We start from the raw sequence: 20,532 nt of genomic DNA on the forward strand, positions 1-20,532 counted from the left end.
GCGTTCACCCGGCGCGTCCGTGGGCGAGGCGGTGGCTTCTGCGAGGGTGCGCAGTTCGGCCCAGTCGCCGTAGACCTCCTCGAAGTCCGCGCGGCGGTCGCCGGTGCGGCCCTGCGTGTCGATGGTGCGGTGCAGGTCGGTGCGGCCCGCGGCGGTCAGGGGCCGGTCGGGCTCCTGCCAGGGCAGGCCGCGCGGCAGGGCGTTCTCCCGGGCCAGGCCGGTGTCCGGGTCGGCCAGGGCGGTGACGTGCGGCAGCAGCCTGGGGTCGAGCCAGGGCTCGCCGCGCAGGACGAACTCCGGGTGGATGGTGAGGCGTTCGCGCAGCGTGAAGCCGGAGGCGGCGGTGCGGGCGGCCAGTTCCTCGATGTGCGGCCAGGGGCGTTCGGGGTTGACGTGGTCGGGGGTGAGCGGGGAGACGCCGCCCCAGTCGTCGATGCCCGCGCGGATCAGCGGGGCGTATTCCTCGTCCACCAGGTTGGGCGGGGCCTGCACGCGGGCGGCGGGCCCGAGGAGCAGGCGGGTGACGGCCACGGCCGCGGCCAGGTCGGCCGGCCCGGCGTCGGGCGCCGCGCGCATCGCCGTGTCCGGCTTGGCGCGGAAGTTCTGGACGATGACCTCCTGGATGCCGCGGTAGGCGCGGGCCACCTGCCGCATCGCCAGGATGGACTCGGCGCGCTCCTGGTAGGTCTCGCCGATGCCGATGAGGATGCCGGTGGTGAAGGGAACGCTGGAGCGGCCCGCGTCGTGCAGGACCCGCAGGCGGACGGCGGGCTCCTTGTCCGGGGAGCCGTGGTGGGGGCCGCCGGGCTCGGACCACAGGCGGGTGGCGGTGGTCTCCAGCATCATGCCCATCGAGGGGGCCACGGGCTTGAGCCGCTGGAAGTCGGTCCAGGACAGGACGCCGGGGTTGAGGTGCGGCAGCAGGCCGGTCTCCTCCAGCACCCGGATGGCCATCGCCCGGACGTAGGAGAGGGTGTCCTCGTACCCGGCGGCGGCCAGCCACTCGCGGGCCTCGGGCCAGCGGTCCTCGGGCCGGTCCCCGAGGGTGAACAGGGCCTCCTTGCAGCCCAGGGCCGCGCCCCGGCGGGCGATGTCCAGCACCTCGTCCGGGGAGAGAAAGAGGCCATGTCCCTCGGCCCGGAGCTTGCCCGGGACGGTCACGAACGTGCAGTAATGACAGCGGTCCCGGCAGAGCCTGGTCAGCGGGATGAACACCTTCTTGGAGTAGGTGATCACGCCCGGCCGTCCGGCGGCTTCGAGGCCCGCGTCCCGCACCCGGCCGGCGGCCTCGGCCAGCCGTTCGAGGTCCTCGCCGCGGGCCTGAAGCAGCACGGCGGCCTCGGCGGCGTCCAGGGTCACGCCGTCGCGGGCGCGGCGCAGGGCGCGCCGCATGGCGTTCGGGGTCGGCGCCGGCGCCGTCGGTTCCTGCGGCCCGGCAGTCGTTCTCCGCGTCATGCCCCGAGCATAGAGACGGACCCCCCGCGCGGGTACGGCGTCGCCCGCTGTGCGCCGCCTCCTCCCCCGCGCTTCCCCTGGGCGCCATCCGGGCGTGTCAGCGTGTCCACTCCCCCGTCCCGCGCGCGTCCGTCCCGCCCGCGCCGCGCCCGTGTGCCGCGACGGACCGTTCCCTCCCGGACATGAACGATCGGAGACATTTCCATGAACCGACGTGACATGCTCAGAATCGGCGCCACCACGGGCGCGACCGCCGCGGTGACCCTCGCCCCGCTGGACTTCGCCCGGGCCGCCCCCGGCGAGGAGAGCGGGGACGGCGCCACCACGACGCGCACCGTGCGCGGCCATCTCGACACCGGCGCCCCGGACTTCGTCCACCTGCCCGTCCTCGTCCCGCGCGGCGTGCGCCGGATCGCCGTCTCCTACCGCTACGACCGGCCGCAGGTCCCGGCCGGAACGCCCGGCAACGCCCTGGACATCGGCATCTTCGACGAGCGCGGCACCGACCTGCCGGGCGCCGGCTTCCGCGGCTGGTCCGGCGGCTTCCGCACCGAGTTCGCCATCAGCGCCGAGGAGGCCACCCCCGGCTACCTCGCCGGGCCCGTCAACCCCGGCACCTGGCACGTCATCCTCGGCCCCTACACCGTCGCGCCCCAGGGCCTGGACTACGAGGTGACCGTCACCCTGGAGCGCGGAACGGCCGGGAGCACGCCCCGCCCCGTCTACCCGCCGGAGCGCGCGACCGGGCGCGGGCGCGCCTGGTACCGCGGGGACTGCCACCTGCACACCGTGCACTCCGACGGGCAGCGCACGCCCGCCGAGGTGGCCGCCGCCGCCCGTGCCGCCGGGCTCGACTTCATCGTCACCACCGAGCACAACACCACCTCCGGGCACGGCGCCTGGCAGGGCCTGTGGGGGGACGACCTGCTGGTGCTGTGCGGCGAGGAGGTGACCACCCGCAACGGCCACTACCTGGCGCTCGGCATCGACCCGGGGACGTTCGTGGACTGGCGCTACCGCGCGCGGGACGACGCGTACGGGCGCTTCGCGCGCCGCGTCCACCAGGCGAACGGGCTCGTCGTCCCGGCGCACGCGCACGCCACGTGCATCGGCTGCTCCTGGAAGTTCGGCTTCCGCGAGGCCGACGCCGTCGAGCTGTGGAACGGTCCCTGGACGGCCGACGACGAGCTGTCGCTGGCCAGTTGGGAGACCCTGCTGCGCGCGGGCGGCGACTGGCTGCCCGCGATGGGCAACAGCGACGCGCACCGGGAGCCGCAGGTCGTGGGACTGCCGCAGACCGTCGTCCTCGCGGACGGCCTCACCCGCCGCGACATCCTCGCCGGGCTCTCCGCCGGGCGCAGCTACCTCGCCGAATCCTCCTCCGTTGAACTGGAGTTCGGAGTCAGCGACGCGCGCGGCCGGCACGCCGGCATCGGCGGACGCCTCGCGGCCCCCGGCGGAACGCCCGTCACCGTCCGCCTCGCCGTCCGGGGCGGACCGGCCGGCGGAAGCGCACGGCTGCTCACCGACCAAGGGCTGATGCGCAGTTACGCACTCGCGCCGGACGGCTCCGGAACCGTAACCTGGCAGACCACCGTCTCGAACGTCGGTTTCGTGCGGGCGGAGGTCCGCCACGCTCCCGTCGGCGGCGGGGTGCCGGGCCTCCCTGGAGCCATGGCGGCCATGACCAATCCGGTCTTTCTCGACCGCGTCGGTGGCCTATAGACTCCAACGTTCTGCTCCATAGGTTCAGTAGGTCAGAAGCAGAGGACACCATGACCGTTGGTGAGGGGACCACGGGGGGCCACACTGTTCTGCGTTTCGCCGTCCTGGGACCGGTCCACGCCTGGCAGGGAGACCGGCCGCTCCCGTCGGGTTCCCCTCAGCAGCGCGCGCTGCTGGCGGCGGTGCTGCTGCGGCGCGGCCGGACGGCGACCGTCGATGAGCTGATCTCCGCGCTGTGGGGCGAGGACCCGCCGCCGCAGGCGCTTCCCGTGCTGCGCACCTACGCCTCCCGCATGCGCCGCGCGCTGGCCCCGCGCAACGACGTGCTGGTCACCGAGCCGGGCGGCTACGCGCTGCGGCTTGGGCCGCCCGACGAGCTGGACCTGGACACGGTGACCGAGCTGGCCGCCCGGGCGGAGCGGGCCGCGGCGGCAGGGCGCCCGGCGGCGGCGCACGTGCTCTACGGCGAGGCGCTGGAGCTGTGGGAGGGCGAGGCGCTGGGCGGGGTGCCGGGTCCGGAGGCGGACTCCCAGCGCGACCGGCTGGCCGAGCAGCGCCTGGCGTTGCGGGAGCAGCGGCTGGAGGCCGGGCTGGAGGCGGGCCTGCACGCCGAGTCCGTCTCCGAACTCACCGCGCTGACCACGCACTACCCGCTCCAGGAGCGGCTGCGGGAGCTGCTGATGCTGGCGCTGTACCGCAGCGGGCGGCAGGCCGAGGCGCTGGCGGTGTACGCGGATGCCCGGCGGCTGCTGATCGAGGAGCTGGGCGTGGAGCCGCGCGCGGAGCTGTCGGAGCTGCACCAGCGCATCCTCACCGCCGACGCCTCCCTCAACCTCGCCGGCCCGGCCGCCGGGCAGGCCGCTCCGGCCGTGCGGCCCGCCCAGCTCCCCGCCGCCGTCCCCGACTTCACCGGCCGGGCGTCGTTCGTCGCGGAGCTGGGCGCGCAACTGGCCACCGCGGGCGGGCGGGTGATGGCGGTCTCGGCGGTGGCCGGGATCGGCGGGGTGGGCAAGACCACCCTCGCCGTGCAGGTGGCGCACGCCGCGCGCGAGCACTTTCCCGACGGCCAGCTCTACGTCGACCTCCAGGGCGCCGGCCCCGCCCCCGCCGACCCCGGCGCGGTGCTCGGGGCGTTCCTGCGCGCCCTGGGCACGCCCGACGACTCCATCCCCGACGGCCTGGCCGAACGCGCCGCGCTGTACCGGTCGTTGCTGGACGGGCGGCGGGTGCTGGCGTTGCTGGACAACGCCCGGGACGCCGCCCAGGTCCGCCACCTGCTGCCCGGGACGCCCGGCTGCGCCACGCTGATCACCAGCCGGGTGCGGATGGTGGACCTGGCCGGGGCGCACCTGGTGGACCTGGACGTGATGAGCCCGGAAGAGGCACTGACCCTCTTCACCCGCATCGTGGGCGCCGACCGGGTCGGCGCCGAGCGCCAGGCCGCCATGGACGTGGTCGCCGCCTGCGGATTCCTGCCCCTGGCCATCCGCATCGCCGCCTCCCGCCTGGCCGCCCGCCGCACCTGGACCGTGGCCGCCCTGGCCCGCAAGCTCTCCGACGAACGCCGCCGCCTGGACGAACTCCAGGCCGGCGACCAGGCCGTCAAGGCCACCTTCGAACTCGGCTACGGCCAGCTCGAACCCGAACAGGCCCGCACCTTCCGCCTGCTGGGCCTCACCGAGGGCCCCGACATCTCCGTCGCCGCCGCCGCGGCCCTCCTGGACCGCGACCCCGAGGACACCGAAGACCTCCTCGAATCCCTCGTCGACACCTCCCTGCTGGAATCCGCCGCCCCCGGCCGCTACCGCCTCCACGACCTCGTCCGCCTCTTCGCCCGCGCCTGCGCCGAACGCGACGAACAGCCCCCCAGCGAACGCGAGTCGGCCCGCTCCCGGCTCCTCGACCACTACCTCGCCACGGCCACGGCGGTCTACCGCATGCAGCGGCCGGGGGACAGGGTGGCGGACCACCTGGAGCGGGCGGCGTACCCGGGGCTGGAGTTCGCCGACAGCGCGGCAGCACTCGAATGGCTCTTCGCCGAGGCGGCCTGTCTGCTGGCCTGCGTCCGGGCCTCCCGTGTGAGCGGGCAGCACTTCCTGCGCCGTGCCGTGGACACCCTCTACGCGACGGAGGACCTGGCCGAGTCCGGCGCGTACTCCATCCAGCACGAACAGGTGGTCAACATCCTGCTGGACGCCGCGCAGCAGGCCGAGGACGAGCGGGCGCAGGGACGGCTGCACGGACTGATGAGCAGGCACCACGTCGTGGCCGGCCGCTTCGACCAGGCCGATGTCGAGGCGCAGCGGTCCCTCCTGCTGGCCACGGCGGCGGAGGACCCCCTGGCCACCGGCGAGGCGCTCAACGGACGGGGCATCGTCGCCATTTACCAGTCGCGCTTCCGGGACGCGGAGGCGTATCTCAACCACGCCGTCGACGCCTACCGCGAGGACGGCAACCGGCCGGGCGAGGCCAGCGCCCTGTGCAACCTCGCCCGGGTGCACGTGGCGCTCGGCCGCCTGGACAGCGGCGTCAACCTGGCCCGGGAGGGCATCGCCATCTACGACGCGGCGGGCCTGGCCATGCGGCGGGCCAACGGGCGTTACACCCTGGGCGTGGTGCTCAACCAGGCCGGGCGCACGGCCGAGGCGCTGGGCGAACTCAACCAGGCCATGGCCGACTTCCGCAGCAACCGGCAGCGGCTCTGGGAGGGCGTCACCCACTTCAGGATCGCCGAGGTTCACCACGCCGACGGACGCCCCGCCGAGGCCGCCGCCCACGCCGAACAGGCCCTGGCCCTCAAGGGCATCGGCGGCGAATGGCGCCGCGGCACCGTCCTGCTGATCCTCGGCCGCGCCCTGCGCGACCTCGGCCAGACCGACCGCGCCCGCGCCTGCTGGAAGGACGCCCTGACGATCTTCGAGAAGCTGGACAGCCCGGAGGCGCCAGAAGCCCGGAACCTCCTGAGCGCTGTCGGCGTCTGAGACCGCAACAGCCCGCGCGCCCAAGGGGGGGCGTTCAACCATCGTTTATGGGGCCCGTGCCACGCTGCTGCGCATCCAGCGCCGCCGCAAGCGGGGGGGCTGGCGGCGGCTGGGACCCAAAGGCCATGGACATGGGGAAATCAATGGCCGGCCTCACCGCATCTCGTGCCTACCACGACGACAGGTGCAGGAGCAGACATGACCGACATAACTGTGCAGAGTGAGACCACCACCGAGCCCGGCAGCGGGTCGGCCAAGCCGCCGCGGCCGGTGGCGCCGAAGGACCACCACGCCTCCAGCGAGCCGGCGGTGGCCGGTCCGCCGCGGCCGAGGCCCCAGGACCAGCAGGTCTCGGACGAGCCCGTCGACGCGGGCCGGGACGGGGACGCGGAGGAGACGGCCGCGGACGAGGCCGGGGACAGCGCCGCCGTGACCGTCCCGGGGCAGCGCAAGCCCGCCCAGGCGGGGGGAAGGAAGCCCGCCCCGGCCGACGGCAAGAAGGACGACCCCCGGCTCACCCGGCCGCCGCGGCCGGTGACCCCCTCGGACCACCACGCCTCCAGCGAGCCGGCGGGGGACGCCGTCCCGCCCCGCCGCCCGGCCCCGGCGGACTCGCGCCCTTCCTGAGGGCGCTTCGGAGGGCCGTCGCCGGGCCGGCGAACGGCCGGGGGGAGACAGCACGCAGTCGGCAGGGCCGGTTCCCACGGCTTCGGGGAACCGGCCCTGCCCCGTGCCCGCGTGCACACTTTTCGGCCATCGACGCGTCACATCTCGCCCGTCTCCGGCGCATATCCGCACCCGGAATCTCCGCTTCCGCCCTAGTAGGCCGGAGGATGGGGCAGGTACATCTGGCACGCGCTTTCGGCCGCGCCCGGCCCGCGCCGGGCGCGGCTCATCGTGGGGGGACGGCCCGCCCCCGGTGAAGCCACCAGGACGACACGATCTTGAGGAGCTGAGCATGACGCGCTGGAAGAGAATGGCCGCAGTGGCCGGGCTGGCCGTAGGCATAGTCGTCGGCGCGGCCGGTGCCGCGCAGGCGGACCACCACATGAGCAGGACGGTCTCGCCCACCGATACGCACGTCTCGGGGGGCCAGGCCGAGGAGGGGCCGGGCGCGATCCGGCCGCTGGACACGCACGTGTCCTAGGCACGCGGCGCACGTCCGGGCCCTGCGGTCAGGAGGCGGGCCGGCTCCCGTTGTCACCACGGGGCCGGCCCGCTGTCGTTCTCCGGAGGGCACCGAGGGCGGCCCCGAGGCCCGGATCACGCCTGCGACCAGCGTTTATCGCTTGTTTATGCCTGACTGCCATGCTCGTAGTCACCAGCCGCACAGGGGTGCGTGGCTGGTCTACGCGGGTCTGTTCGGCGGCTACGGGGGAGCCGCTGGGCAGACCCCGGAGCAGACGTCCGGATCCCGGGCGGCGCGGAGGGGGCGCCGCCCGGGCCGGGCCAGGTCTGCGGCCCGGCCGCCCGGCCGGGATCGCCGGTGGGGGCCGGCGCTCCCGCCGGGCGGCCTTTCCGTGTCTGCGGCTCTCCCAACCCCGCGTCTTTTCCCCGACGCGCTCTGGTCCGTACCCGGGCGGGGCGTCGTAGGGTCGGGGGCATGACAGGTGCGCTTGAGGGCAAGGCGGCCGTCGTGACCGGGGGGTCGCGGGGCATTGGGAGGGCGATCGTCGAGCGGCTGGTGCGGGACGGGGCGCGGGTTGTCTTCAGCCACGCCTCGGCCGCGGGGCCGGGGGCGGCGCCGGGGGGCGCGCGCGGGGTTCGCGCGGACTTCACCGATCCGGCCGCCGCGGAGCGGCTGATGGCCGAGGCGGAGAAGCTGCTGGGCGGGCTGGACGTGCTGGTGAACAACGTGGCCCTGGTGTCCGGGCCCACGCCGCTCGCCGAGACGACCGAGGAGGAATTCGAGCGGGTACTGGGGGGCAACGCCAAGGCGGCGTTCCTGACGATGCGGTACGCCGCCCGGCACATGAGCGACGGCGGACGGATCGTCAACATCTCGTCCATGAACACGGTGCGCCCCGCGCCCGGCTTCGCCCTGTACGGGGCGAGCAAGGGCGCGCTGGAGCAACTCTCCGCGGTGGCCGCGGAGGAGTTGGGGCCGCGAGGGATCACGGTCAACGTCGTCTCCCCCGGCGCCACGGACACGGAGCTGCTGCGCGGGGCGAATGCGCCCGAGGCGCTGGAGCAGGTCCCGGCCCTCACGCCGCTGGGACGGCTGGGCCAGCCCTCGGACATCGCGGACGTGGTGGCGTTCCTCGCCGGCCCGGACGGACGCTGGATCACCGGCCAGAACATCCGCGCCACCGGCGGCCTGGCCTGAACGCCCGGACGGACGCGGGGGAAACGGCCGGGGCCGGGGCGCGCCCGGCCGTTTCGCTCCAGGCAGGCGGCTGCTTCAGTCCAGGTAGACCGTGACGGCCAGCGGCAGGTGGTCGGAGGCGTCGGAGTCCAGGATCTCGAACTCGCCGAAGGAGACGCCCGGCGCACCCAGGATCCAGTCCACGCGGCGGGGCGGGGCGAGGGCGGTGTCCCGGTCCGGGTCCCCGATCTCGTCCTGGGCGCTGCGCAGCCCGGCCGCCGTCACCTCGCGGGTCTCGGGGGAGCCGGGGCGGGCGTTGAGGTCGCCGGCCAGGACCGCGGCCCGGTCGGGGCCGACCGCGCGCAGCAGCGGCCCGAGTTGAGCGAGCCGGGCGCCGGGGTCCTCGGCGCCGTCGAGGTGCGTGGTGGTGACACGGGATGTCTCGCCGTCGGTGAGGCGGACGGTGGCCGAGGCGTAGGAACGCCCGTGCGGGAGCCCCCCGTTGGCGCGGTCGACGACGGGGAGGCTGGTGAGGAGGAGGTTGCCGGTCTGCGGGCTGCCGCCCTCGGCCCAGACGGCGGTCGCGTCCACGCGGCGCTCCAGCCAGGCTGCCAGGTCGAGCCCGCCGGAGCCGGTCCAGCCGCGCGGGACCTCCTGGAGGAGCACGACGTTGGCCTGCGAGCCGCGGATGACGTCCACGACAGCGGCGGCGGAGGGCTCGCCCCCGCGGTCCAGGGCACCGTGGACGTTCCAGGTCAGGACGCGGTAGGTGCCGCCCGCGGTGTCGGTGGGCAGGGGGTCGGGCGCGGCGCGCAGCGCGCCGGCCAGCGGGGGCAGCGCGAGCAGGACCGTGGCGGCCAGGACGGGGCGGTAGGCGTGGCGCAACGGCGGGAGCGCGGCGTTCCCGGCCCCGGGTCCAGCCGCGAGAGCCGCGTAGCCCGCCGCCCCCGCGAGGGCCAGGACCGCCACGAGCCCGCCCGCGCGCGGGGCGAGCGCAGGCAGCGCACAGGCCAGCCCCGCGCCAGCGCCCGCAAGGGCCAGGTCCGCCAGCGCCCCGCGCCCGGTCGTGAGCCGGGGCACGCGCAGGGCGGCGCGCAGCGCGGCGGGGAGCGCCGCGAGTCCGAGCGCGAACGCCGCGGCGGGCAGCGCGGGAAAGGCCACGGCCGCCAGCAGCAAGGCGCCCGGCGCGGCCCAGGCGGGCTGGGGCAGGGAGAGCGCGGCCACGCCCAGCAGCGCCCCGGCCGCCGCCCACAGCCCGGCGGCCTGGACCGAGAGGCCGGCCTGCGCGCCGAGCCAGCCGGGCGAGGCCAGCAGCCACGCCCACAGGCCGACGGCCGCGCCCAGCAGGGCCAGCTCCGCTCCCCCGGCCGGCCCAGCGGGCGGCGGGACGCGGTCGGCCCGGAGCGCGGCGGCGGCCAGCAGCCCGGTCAGCGCCAGGGCCGCGGCCCAGCCCGCCGCCCCGCCCAGCCACAGCGGCCCGCGCAGGTCCGTCACCAGGCGCAGGGCAACGTCCGCGGCGACGGCGAGCGCGAGGGCACGGGCCGCCCGGCCGGGGCCGTTGCCCGAGGTGGCGGCCAGGCGGCGGACGGTGAGCAGCAGCGCGGCCAGGGCGACGCCCGCGGCGAGGGCCAGGACCGGCGCGGTCCGGGCGACGGGCAGCTGCGTCAGCAGCCGCACGGCCGCCAGCGCGCCCAGCGCGGCGGGAACGGCCCGCCGGGCGCCCAGCCACCACACCAGCGGCCCCGCGCCCGCGGCGGCGGCCAGGGCGAGCGGGATCGCGGCCGGGGAGCCGGCCGCGGCGGCCCCCCGCAGCAGGTCGAGCAGGACCAGGCCGGCCAGCGCGACGGCGGCCGGGAACACGGAGGTCATGGGCGGTGAGAGTAGTGCCCGCAAGCGGGCCAGGCCCGTTCGGGGTGCGGGCTCGCCGGAGGGCACGTAGCGTCGGGAGAGGGACAACAGAAGGGCCGGACGGCCCAAGGAATCTCGACAGACCAGAGCGGGCGCAGGGGAGAGCGGCCCCGCCGAGGAGGCTTGTCATGTTGCGTAACACGCTTGGCTTCGTGCTGGCGCTGATCGGTGCCGCAGTCGGTCTGGCCAGCGTTTTCTTCGACTGGTACGGCGGCCGGGACGGCCGGCACTACCGGTGGACGACGCTCTTCACGGGCGACGGGATCTCCGGCACCACGCCGGGCCTGTGGGGCGGGATGTTCCTGCCCATGCTGGTGGCCGCGGCTCTCGCGGTGGCCGCGATCCTGCTGCGCTCCCGCCTGCTGATGCTGCTCAGCGGCATCGCCTCGCTCGGCTTCACCGTCCTGTGGCTGGTGCGGCGCTACCTGATCAACGACAACCTGATCATCGGCGCGGACGGCCTGAAGTGGCCCGCTCTGGCGGCGCTCGCCTCCGGCGTCCTGCTGCTGCTCAGCGCCTCCGGCATGGCCGGGCGCCACGTCCGGGAACGCCGCGTCGCCCCCGCTCCCGCGCCGACCGCGCGCCGGGGCGAGCCCGCCGGCCCCAACGGCGAGGTGCGTCAGGGCCCGTGGCCCCAGGACCCGGAGGCCCCTCGCCCCGGGCAGGAGGCCGAGCCCGGGCGGCACCGCCGCCGCGACGTCGCGTGAGCGGCCTCCGGGCCGCTTGAACCACCCGAAGCGGTGGCCGACTTGTGGTGGGGAGAGACGGGCACAGGCTGCCCGTCTCTCCCCCTGCGGCGTGCTCGCGCCTGCCGCATCAACCGAGCGACGGGGGAGTGCGCTCGCTCTATAGGCTGGTGGGCGCGGCTGAATTCATGCTGATATTCCGCTGAACCCCGGCGTCAACGGCCAGAAAGGTAGGGGGCGTACGTGGAGGCGGTGGGCACGGAGCACGGGGAACGCGTCGGACTCGGGGAGAGCGTGGCGGACTTCCGGCTGCTGGGGCCTGTCGGGCTGTGGCGGGGAAGCGCGTTGCTGGGGCCGACCACGGCCCAGCAGCGCACCGTTCTGGCCATGCTGCTGCTGGAGCCGGGCCGGGTGGTGCCGATGGACCGCCTGGTCACCGCGCTGTGGGGGAACGAGCCGCCCGGCTCGGCCCGGAACGCCGTGCAGGGCATTGTCTCGCGGCTGCGGCGGCTGCTGGCGGGGCTCGGCGCCGGGGAGGGTCCGGCGGGCCCCCCGGCGGAATTGGCCACCGCCTCCCCCGGCTACTGCCTGTGGGTGGGCCGGGACCGCGTCGACCTGCACCGCTTCCGCGAGCTGGTCCGCCGCGCCAAGGCCGAGGAGCCCGAGCGCGGCCACCGCCTGCTGGGCGAGGCGCTGGCCCTGTGGCGCGGCCCCGCGCTGACGGAGGTCTCGGGGAGCTGGCTGGCCGAGGCCGTTGCGCCGGGGCTTGAGGAGGAGCGGCTGTCCGCGCAGGAGGAGCGCGCGGCGCTCGACCTGCGCCTTGACCGCCCGCACGAGGCGGTCGCGGGCCTGTCCGCGCTGGTCGCCGCCCACCCGCTGCGCGAACGCCCGGCGACACTGCTGCTGACGGCGCTGCACCGCAGCGGGCGGCGGGCGGACGCGCTGGAGCTGTTCCGGCGCGTGCGGCGGCGGTTCGTGGACGAGCTGGGCATCGAGCCGGGCGAGGCGCTGCGCGGCGCCCATCAGGACGTGCTCGCCGGGGACGCCGGGCCCGGCGGGGCCCGGGAGCGCACCGCCCCCCGCGCGGCCACCGTCCCGGCACAGCGCCCGGCCGAAGTGCCGCCCCAGCGGCGGGCGTTCGCCAGGGTTGCCCCTGCCCCGCTGGCCGTTCCGAAGCAACTTCCCCCCGACATCGAGCACTTCGCGAGCCGCGACGCGGAGCTTGCCATGCTCAGCACGCTCGCCGAGCAGGGTTTGAGGCGCAACGCCCCGGGATCGCCTGTCATTTGCGTGGTGGCGGGCACAGGCGGCGTGGGCAAGACGGCCTTCGCCGTGCACTGGGCGCACCGGGAGCGCGCGCGCTTCCCCGACGGCCAGCTCTACGTCAACCTGCGCGGCTTCGGCCCCACCGGCACCGCGCTGTCCACGGCGGACGTGGTGCGGGCGTTCCTCGACGCGCTCCAGGTCGCGCCCGACCGGATCCCGGACGCGCCCGAGGCTCAGGTCGGGCTGTACCGCAGCCTGCTGGCGGACCGGCGGATGCTGATCGTTCTCGACAACGCCCGGGACGCCGACCAGGTCAGGCCGCTGCTGCCGACCTCGCCGGGCTGCCTGGTGCTGATCACCAGCCGGAACGAGCTGACGGGCCTGGTCGTCGCGGAGGGCGCGCACCGCCTCCCGCTGGACCTGCTCTCGGCCGCCGGGTCGCGCGAACTCCTGCTCCGCCGCCTCGGCGCGGGCCTGGCCGGCATGAGGGGGGAGGCGGGCGCGGCCTGCGCGGCGGCCTTCGCGGAGATGTCCCGGCCGGAGCCGGCGCCCGGCGCGGTGCCGCCGCCGGGTGCGGAAACGTCAGGCGCGGGAAGGCAGCCCGGCGCGGGAACGGCCGGGACGACGGCCGTCAACCGCATCGTGGACGACATCGTGGCGATGTGCGCCGGGCTGCCCCTGGCGCTGGCCATCGTGGCCGCGCGAGCGGCGACGCACCCGGCGTTCACGCTGGCCTCGCTGACCGCCCGGGAGCCGGAGGCGGCGGGCGAGGAGCTGGACCTCTTCGACAGCGGTGACCCCAGCACGGACGTGCGGACCGTCTTCTCCTGGTCCTACCGGGCGCTGACCGGGCCCGCCGCCCGCCTCTTCCGGCTGCTCGGCCTGCGCGAGACGCCGGAGCTGACCGTGGCGGCTGCCGCCAGCCTGGCGGGGGTTCCGGCCGGGCAGGCGCGGCGGCTGCTGGCGGAGCTGGTCCGGGCGCACCTCGTCGGGGAGCGCGCGCCGGGCCGTTTCAGCTGTCACGACCTGCTGTGGGCGTACGCGCGGGAGCTGACGGAGGAGCTGGACACCGAGGAGGACCGGCGCGAGGCGCTGCACCGGCTGCTCGACCACTACGTGCACAGCGCCGTGGCCGGGGACCGGCTCCTCAACCCGCACGTGGGCATCCCGGTCGAGCCGGGGGCCGCGTGCCCCGGCGTGACGGTCACCGGGCACGCCGACGCGGCAGCCGCGCGCGCCTGGTTCGCGGCCGAGCTGCCCGCCCTGCTGGCCGCCATCGCGCAGGCCGAGCGGGCGGGCTTCGACGCGCACGCCACCCAACTGCCGCACGCCGCGCGGGCGTTCCTCTACCAGTCCGGGCACACGCGCCACCAGCTGGCCACGCACGAGGTCGCGCTGGCCGCCTCGCGCCGCCGGGAGGCCCCGGCCGACCAGGCGCTCTCCCACCTCTACCTGGGTCAAGCCTGCGGGAAGCAGGGCGACTTCGGGGCGTGGCACGCGCACGGGCAGCGGGCGCTGGAGCTGTTCGAGCGGTTGGAGGACCGGCTCGGGCAGGCGGTGGCGCACCTGCACCTGGACATCGCCATGGGCTCCCAGCGGCGCTTCGAGGACTCGCTGCACCACTCGGCCCGCGCGCTGGCCCTCTTCCGCACCATCGGCAACCGGGTCGGGGAGGCCCAGGCGCTCAACAACGTCGGCTGGAACCACGCCCGGCTCGGGGCGTTCGAGGAGGCGCGGCGCTACTGCGAGATGGCGCTGGCGATCCACCGCGAATACGCCTACGTGATGGGCGAGTCGGCGACGCTGGACAGCCTGGGGTACATCCACCACCGCCTGGGCCGCCCGGCCGAGGCCATCGCCTACTACGAGCAGGCGCTGGTGTGGCGGGCGGGCAAGGAGCGCGTCACCGAGGCCGCCACCCGCACGCGCCTGGCCGAGGCCCAACGCGACGCCCACCGCCCCGAGGACGCCCGCCGCACCCTCCGCCAGGCCCTGTCCCTCCTGGAGGAGATCACCCACCCGGACGCGACGCGGGTCCGCGACCTGCTCAGGGCCCTGCCGGCGGGGCCGGCGGAGGAAACGGTGGACGAGGCCTCCTGAGCGCGGCGGCCCCGCGGCCGGCGCGCGGCCCGCGCCGGGGCGGCAGGCCGGATGTCGCGCAGCGACAGGCGGCCGGGGCACAGCGACAGGCGGCCGGGGCGCAGCCCCGGAAACGGGCAGCGGGGGCAAGCTGCCGCGCCGCAGGCCCGAAGCCGCCCGGCGGCGGACGCCCGCCGGGCCTCACGTCCGGGGCCGCGCAGGGGCGCCCTTCTCGGGGACGACGTCCCGGAGCCGCGCAGCGGCAGGGGGCGGGGCGCAGCCTCGGAGGGCGCGGCGGACGCGCCGGGCCCAGGCCGCAGGCCGCAACGCTACTGCGAGGACTGGCGCGTGCCGCGGGCCGCGTCGAGGGCGTAGACGCAGTGGTCCTTGCTACAGGCGAAGATCATGCCGTTCGCGGCGGCGGGGGTGCCGGTGATCGCGCCGCCGGTCTCCAGCTTCCAGCTCAGGCGGCCACTGACCGCGTCCAGCGTGTAGAGGCAGTGGTCCTCGGAGCCGAAGTGCAGGCGGCCGTCGGAGACCACGGGCGCGCCCACGATCGCGCCGCCCACGGCGTACCGCCAGCGCGGGGTGCCGCTGACGGCGTCCAGCGTGTACATCGCGACGCCGCTGCCCAGGTGGACCAGGCCGTCGGCCACCACGACGGGCTCCGCCGACTGCCGGGCCTCCGTGGCGATGCCCCACCGGTCCGCGCCGGTGGCGAGGTCGAGGGCGTAGACCATGCCGCGGTAGTCCGTGAAGTAGACCCCGGCGGCGGCGGAGCCGGCCGGCTGGTACGCGGCCGGGCACAGGATCGCGGCCGGCCCGTCGAAGCGCCACCGCTCACCGCCCGTCGCGGCGTCCAGCGCCAGCACCCGCGACCCCGCGCACACCAGCAGCAGCCCGTCGTCGGTCGGCGTCACCCGCACGGGCAGCCCGCCGGTGGCGGCCGTGTCCCCGACCGGGTAGCGCCACAGCGGGGAGCCGGTGCGCGCCTCCAGGGCCGAGAGCATGCCCTCGCCCCAGACGTAGACCACGCCGCCGTGCACCACCGGCGCGGTGTCGTGCGTCTCGAAGTCGGCCTGGGCGCCGGAGATCTCCCACAGCCGCTCGCCGGTGCCCGACTCCCACGCCTGAACGCCCCCGCCGCGCGTGGCCGTCACGACCGTGCCGCGCTCGGCGCGCAGCGCGTAGATCCAGGAGTCGGTGGGGACGCGCCAGCGGTCGGAGCCGTCCGTGGCGTCCAGCGCGTAGAGGCTGGGGCCGTCGGAGGCCAGGACCCGGCCGCCGGTGACGGCCATCGACCAGGCGACCTCGCGGGTCTTGAACTGCCGCCGCCCGCTGGCCACGTCGAGCGCATGCACCTCGAAGGAGGTGACGTAGAGGAGGCCGTCGCGGACGACGGGGGTGCCCCACAGGTCGTTGTTCATCCGGAAGCGCCAGGGGCGCCAGCGGGCGGGGGCGGCCGGGTCGCTCGTGCGGACGGCGGCCTGGCTCTGCCCGGGGTGGGCCGTGGAGGGGCTGGGCATGGGGGCGCTCGCGGCGCCGGTCGGCGGGCGGGCCCAGTCCGGGGAGTGCGGGACCAGATGGTCGCCGGGGGCGGCGGGCTCGCCGCGCTGCGGCCCCGGACCGATGGGCAGGCGGGGCGCGGAGGGCAGCCTGACCGCGTCCTCGGCCGCGGGCACCGGGGTGGCCGGCGGCGGCAGCGAGGGCGGGGACGAGGGCATGGGCGGCGCGGCGGAGGGGGGCGGCGAGGGCGCGGTCGGCAGGGAAACGGCCGCCCGCGCGCCGGGGGCCGGGGACGGAGCGGAGGAGGGGGCGGGCGAGGGGGCGGCCCGGCCGGCGGGCGCGATCTGCGGGCCGCGCCCGCGGCGCCGCTCGATGAGGGCGACCGCGCCGGGCGGCAGCCAGGCCGAGGCCGTGCCGGTGTCGTCGCCGCCGGCGAAGAGGTGCGGGGCGAGCTGGGCGGTGAGGTCGGCCGGGGAGGGGCGCTCCTCCGCCTTGTGCATCATCAGCGACTCGATCAGCGGCAGCATCTCGTCCGGCAGGCCGGTGAGGTCGGGCCGGTCGCGCAGCAGCATGAACACGGTCTCCACCGGGTTCGCCCCGTGGTAGGGCGGGTGGCCGGTGGCCGCGAAGACGAGGGTGGAGCCCAGGGAGAAGATGTCGCTGGCGCCGCTGACGCTGCGCGAGTCCCTGGCCTGCTCGGGCGACATGTACGCGGGGGTGCCGACGGCGACGTTCGTCATGGTCAGGCGGGTGTTGGAGACGCCGGAGGCGATGCCGAAGTCGATGACGCGGGGGCCGTCCTCCACCACCAGGACGTTCGAGGGCTTCATGTCGCGGTGCACCAGGCCCGCGCCGTGGATGGACTGGAGGGCCTCGGCGATGCCGGCGGCCAGCCAGCGCACGGCCTGCGGGGGGAGCGGCCCGCACTCGTTGACGATCTCCTCCAGGGAGGGGGCGGGCACGTAGGCGGTGGCCAGCCACGGGACCGCGGCCTTGGGGTCGGCGTCCACGACGGCCGCGGTGTAGAAGCCGCTGACCGCGCGGGCGGCCTCCACCTCGCGCGTGAAGCGCACCCGGAAGAGCTGGTCCTCGGCGAGCTCGCTGCGCACCGTCTTGATCGCGACGCGGCGGCCGGACGCGGAACGGGCCAGGTACACCAGCCCCATGCCGCCGGCGCCGAGACGGCCGAGCACCTCGAACGGCCCGATCCGCCTCGGATCGTGCTGCGTCAGCTGCTCCACCATGTGCTGGACACCTCCCCGTACGGGCGCTGATTCACACCGCCCCGTGCAGCATCTCATTGCCACGCGGTACCGCGGACCTCACCCGACGATTCTTCCCCGCGGGACCGACAGTGGCGAACCCGGGGTCTGGATTGGAGGAAATGTCAGGAATTCTCCGTAGCGCCGCGAACACCCCGCGCGACGCCGCCGGAAGGTTTCGGCCGTCCGCCCGCAGCGCCCGGGAGGGCCGTCCGGAACGCCCGGGCCAGGGGCGTTCACCCCGTTCGGATGCGATCAAATCGCGCCTAGATCACGCGTCGATAAGCTGACTGGCATGACAGGACAGGTAACAACCGTCGACGGCCGGGTCGCCGGCCGCCGCGGGCAGGCGACGCGGCAGAAGCTGCTCGACTGTCTCGGCAAGATGCTGGGCAGCTCCCCCTACCGCGACGTCCGGGTCATCGACGTGGCCCGCAAGGCAGGCACCTCACCTGCGACGTTCTACCAGTACTTCCCCGACGTCGAGGCGGCGGTGCTGGAGATCGCGGAGGTCACGGTGCGCGAGGGCGCGAGCCTGAACGAGCTGGTGGCGGGCCGGGCCTGGGCCGGGAAGGCGGGGCGGCAGACCGCGGAGGACCTCGTCGAGGGCTTCCTGGCGTTCTGGCGCAAACACGACGCCATTCTCCGGGTGATCGACCTCGGCGCCGCCGAGGGCGACCGGCGGTTCGTGCGGATCAGGACGCGCGTGCAGGGCGCCCTGGTCAAGCCGCTGGCCGACGCGATCGAGGCGCAGCGGGCGCGGGGGCGCGCGGCGGGCGAGGAGCCGGCGGCGGCGGCCGTCGCGGGGTCGCTGGTCACGATGCTGGCCGCGGTCTCCTCCCAGCCCAAGAGCCTCCAGTCGCTGGGCGCCAAGCAGACCGACCTCAAGCCCGCGCTCGTCCAGCTCGTCCACCTCGGGGTCACGGGCCGCAAGCCCGCCAAGTAACGCCCCGGGCAGCGCCGCCGCGGAAGCGTCCCGCGGCCGTCACCGCCCGCGCCCGGCCGGCCGAGCCGCCGAGCGTTTTCGCCGCCGGGGAGAGGGGCGCGCGCCGCCTGTCCTGCGCCCGTCGCCCTCCGTTCCCCGCCGTCGCCGTCCGTCACCACCGCGCGGCCCCCGCGCACGCCCGCGCACGCCTCGGCCGTTTCCGGTGAACGCCCGCCGCGGGCGTCGTCCCGGAGCGCACGCCCGCCCCGGCCGGGCGTTCACCCGGGGCGTTCCCCCTGGTCGTCCTGGGCGCGGTGTCCGGTTCCCGACCGGCGGGTTCCCGCCCGATCACGATTGCGAGAAGCGGGCTCGCGCGCCCGTGCGCGCGCTTATGCTCACGCCATGCCCGCCCCGCCGCCCGTCCACGTCGTCGGCGCCGGCCCCGGCGGTCTCGCCGCCGCCGCCGCGCTGGCCCAGCGCGGCCTGCGAGCCGTCGTCCTGGAGCGCGCCCCCGACGTCGGCGGCGCCTGGCGCGGGCACTACGACCGCCTGCGGCTGCACACCACCCGCCGCGGCTCCGCGCTGCCCGGCCTGGCCATCCCGCGCTCGGCCGGGCGCTGGGTGGGGCGCGACGAGTTCGTGCGCTACCTGGAGAGCTACGCCCGCCGCCACCGGATCGAGCTGGCCGCCGGCGTCACCGTGGCCCGCGTCGACCCGGCAGGGGACGCACCCGGCGACTGGCTGCTGCGCGCCAACGGCGGGCGCGAGCTGCGCGCCCGCGCCGTGGTCGTGGCCACCGGCCGCAACCACACGCCCCACCTGCCCGACTGGCCCGGCGCCGCGGCCTGGGACGGCGAGCTGCTGCACGCCGCCGACTACCGCTCCCCCGCCCGCTTCGCGGGCCGGGACGTGCTGGTGGTCGGGGCGGGCAACAGCGGCGCGGACATAGCGGCCGACCTGGCGGCGGGCGGCGCCGGGCGGGTGCGGCTGGCGGTGCGCACCGCGCCGCACATCCTGCGCAAGACGATCCTGGGCTGGCCCTATCAGCGCGGGGCCACGCTCGTGGGGCGGCTGCCCGCGCCGGTGGCCGACCGGCTGGCCGCGCCCGCCGCCCGGCTGATTCCCGACCTGGCCGCGCACGGCCTGCCCCGGCCGGAGGGGGGCCTGTACACGCGGCTGCGGCAGGGCCGTTTCCCCGTGCTGGACGACGGGCTGGTGCGCGCCGTGCGGCGGGGGGAGGTGGAGCCGGTGCCCGCGGTGGTGGCGTTCGAGGGCGGGAAGGTGCTGCTCGCCGATGGGGAGGCCATAGGGCCCGAGGTGGTCATCGCCGCCACGGGCTACCGCACGGGCCTGGAGCCGCTGGTCGGCCACCTCGGCGTGCTCGACGCCTCCGGCCTGCCGCCGGCGGCCGGGCGGCGGGCCCACCCCGCCGCGCCGGGGCTGCACTTCACCGGCTTCGGCACGCCGCCCGGCGGGACGCTGCACCGGCTGGGGCGGGAGGCCGGACGGATCGCCGCCGCCATCTCGGCCACCCAGCGCGAACGCCCGCGGCGGGCGAGGGCCGCGCGGCCCTCGCGGCGGGATCGGCGGGGCTCACGCCCCGGCGCGGCGGAGTGACCGAGCGCCCCTCCCCACAGCGGGGAGGGGCCCCGCGGCGGGTGATCCGCGTTCGCCGAGGCCAAGCCTCGGCGTCCCCTCGCAGCGCATCACCCGCGCGCCCCCGCCGTCCCGGCCTCCAACGGGCCGGCGGGAACCCTCGCAAGGTGATCGGTCCGCCACGGAACGTCAATACCCGGCCACCACCGGGCTATTCGCGCCAGGCGCCGCGCGGTCGCCGTCCGTGGGAGCGCAGTCCAGCTCGCACCACACGCGTTTGCCCCCGCCCTCCTGCTGCCAGCCCCAGCGGTCGGCCAGCGCCTCCACCAGCTCCAGGCCGCGCCCGCCGGTGTCCTCCCCGCGCGCGCGGCGCGGGCGCGGGGCGCGTCCGCTGTCGTCCACCACCTCCAGGCGCACCGGCACGGCGCGGCCGGGCCCGGGCGAGGCGGGCGCGGTCAGGCGCAGCACGGCGGGGCGGCCGGTGTGCACCACGGCGTTGGTCACCAGCTCGGAGACGAGCAGCACCAGCGTGTCCGTCTGCGCGGGGTCGGGGCTCACCGGGCAGGGCTGGCCCCGGCCGAGCTGCGCCCGCAGCCACCTGCGGGCCCGGCTCACCTCCGCGGGGTCGGCGGCGACCTCCAACTGCTTGTCCAGCTCCTGCACCGTTCACACCATCCGAACCCGGCGGACATGTCCCCTCACGCCGGGTGCAACCCCGGCTGAGGACAGCATGATTGACGGGCGAGTCGGACAACAAGCGCTTCAGTAATATTCCGGCGCAAAGGAGTAAGTGCCCGGCAAACATGTGCGACGCGCAGAGCGCGGCATCGAACACGCC

13 protein-coding genes are annotated in these 20,532 nt (G+C 76.3%); 9 read left to right on the forward strand and 4 right to left on the reverse strand.

Going from position 1 to position 20,532, the window contains the following annotated elements:
• Positions 1-1,455 (reverse strand): 7,8-didemethyl-8-hydroxy-5-deazariboflavin synthase CofG (cofG, locus tag RM780_RS00005; RefSeq protein ID WP_311628268.1); only part of this gene is annotated, 1,455 nt, incomplete at its 3' end.
• Between the two features lie 204 nt (positions 1,456-1,659).
• Between cofG and RM780_RS00010 the strand changes: the two genes are divergently transcribed.
• The 5 genes from RM780_RS00010 (at position 1,660) to RM780_RS00030 (ending at position 8,487) form a co-directional block, all read left to right on the forward strand.
• Positions 1,660-3,180 carry a CehA/McbA family metallohydrolase gene (locus RM780_RS00010; RefSeq protein WP_311628269.1) on the forward strand — a complete coding sequence of 507 codons (1,521 nt, stop codon included), beginning with the start codon at positions 1,660-1,662 and terminating at the stop codon, positions 3,178-3,180.
• 50 nt (positions 3,181-3,230) lie between these two features.
• On the forward strand, positions 3,231-6,161 hold the full coding sequence (locus RM780_RS00015) for an AfsR/SARP family transcriptional regulator (protein ID WP_311628270.1): 2,931 nt from the start codon (positions 3,231-3,233) through the stop codon (positions 6,159-6,161).
• A 198-nt stretch (positions 6,162-6,359) separates the two neighbouring features.
• Positions 6,360-6,788, forward strand: coding sequence for a hypothetical protein (locus tag RM780_RS00020; RefSeq protein WP_311628271.1), 429 nt, complete (start codon positions 6,360-6,362; stop codon positions 6,786-6,788).
• A gap of 331 nt (positions 6,789-7,119) precedes the next feature.
• Entirely contained in the window at positions 7,120-7,308 is a 189-nt protein-coding gene (locus RM780_RS00025; RefSeq protein WP_311628272.1) for a hypothetical protein, read from the forward strand.
• Positions 7,309-7,764: 456 nt separating this feature from the next.
• A complete protein-coding gene (locus RM780_RS00030; protein ID WP_311628273.1) occupies positions 7,765-8,487 on the forward strand; it encodes an SDR family NAD(P)-dependent oxidoreductase in 723 nt (240 codons plus the stop codon).
• A 75-nt stretch (positions 8,488-8,562) separates the two neighbouring features.
• Here the strand turns inward: RM780_RS00030 and RM780_RS00035 are convergent, their stop codons facing one another.
• Positions 8,563-10,335, reverse strand: coding sequence for an endonuclease/exonuclease/phosphatase family protein (locus RM780_RS00035; RefSeq protein ID WP_311628274.1), 1,773 nt, complete (start codon positions 10,333-10,335; stop codon positions 8,563-8,565).
• Positions 10,336-10,502: 167 nt separating this feature from the next.
• On the opposite strand from RM780_RS00035, the gene RM780_RS00040 reads away from it, so the two are divergent.
• Together RM780_RS00040 and RM780_RS00045 are read left to right on the forward strand one after the other, a co-directional pair.
• Complete coding sequence (locus RM780_RS00040; RefSeq protein ID WP_311628275.1) at positions 10,503-11,081, forward strand: hypothetical protein; 579 nt, start codon at positions 10,503-10,505, stop codon at positions 11,079-11,081.
• Between the two features lie 222 nt (positions 11,082-11,303).
• The gene (locus RM780_RS00045; RefSeq protein WP_311628276.1) at positions 11,304-14,426 is read left to right on the forward strand and encodes an AfsR/SARP family transcriptional regulator; all 3,123 of its coding nucleotides are present in this window, start codon (positions 11,304-11,306) and stop codon (positions 14,424-14,426) included.
• Positions 14,427-14,734: 308 nt separating this feature from the next.
• Here the strand turns inward: RM780_RS00045 and RM780_RS00050 are convergent, their stop codons facing one another.
• Positions 14,735-17,155 carry a serine/threonine-protein kinase gene (locus RM780_RS00050; protein WP_311628277.1) on the reverse strand — a complete coding sequence of 807 codons (2,421 nt, stop codon included), beginning with the start codon at positions 17,153-17,155 and terminating at the stop codon, positions 14,735-14,737.
• A 313-nt stretch (positions 17,156-17,468) separates the two neighbouring features.
• Here RM780_RS00050 and RM780_RS00055 point away from each other — a divergent pair, with 313 nt between their 5' ends.
• On the forward strand, positions 17,469-18,119 hold the full coding sequence (locus RM780_RS00055; protein WP_311628278.1) for a TetR/AcrR family transcriptional regulator: 651 nt from the start codon (positions 17,469-17,471) through the stop codon (positions 18,117-18,119).
• 381 nt (positions 18,120-18,500) lie between these two features.
• A complete protein-coding gene (locus RM780_RS00060; protein ID WP_311628279.1) occupies positions 18,501-19,715 on the forward strand; it encodes a flavin-containing monooxygenase in 1,215 nt (404 codons plus the stop codon).
• Between the two features lie 168 nt (positions 19,716-19,883).
• Here the strand turns inward: RM780_RS00060 and RM780_RS00065 are convergent, their stop codons facing one another.
• On the reverse strand, positions 19,884-20,357 hold the full coding sequence (locus RM780_RS00065) for an ATP-binding protein (protein WP_311628280.1): 474 nt from the start codon (positions 20,355-20,357) through the stop codon (positions 19,884-19,886).
• Between the last annotated feature and the right edge of the window lie 175 nt (positions 20,358-20,532).

The organism is Streptomyces boetiae, from assembly GCF_031845405.1.
GTDB classification, from domain to species: Bacteria; Actinomycetota; Actinomycetes; order Streptomycetales; family Streptomycetaceae; genus Streptomyces; species Streptomyces boetiae.